The sequence below is a fragment of the Nodularia chucula CCY0103 genome, assembly GCF_963923915.1.
Taxonomy (GTDB): Bacteria; Cyanobacteriota; Cyanobacteriia; order Cyanobacteriales; family Nostocaceae; genus Nodularia; species Nodularia chucula.
Map to the genome: position 1 here is coordinate 1 of NZ_CAWUOL010000282.1, position 229 is coordinate 229.

Genomic DNA, 229 nt, shown 5'->3' on the forward strand with positions numbered 1-229 from the left:
AATTTGTTTGCGTAGAGTGCGCAACCTCTGCAATAGCATTTCCACTTCGGCGGCTTTTTCATCCCCATCTTCCCAAGTTATCTTTTGTGCTACGGGAACCGCAATGGAAACTGTTCGCTGTCGCCGCATAACTTCCCAACTTCAGGCGTTAAGTTTCAGTACACCGTAACCATCGCTGCTTTGTTCTAGCAATCCTTGGTGCAACAGAGAACGCCCCAGCATTCGCCAT

1 pseudogene is annotated in these 229 nt (G+C 48.9%); it reads right to left on the reverse strand.

The features are described from left to right. A pseudogene (locus ACM0OP_RS24530) lies at window positions 1–229 on the reverse strand (RQC domain-containing protein); the annotation flags it as partial.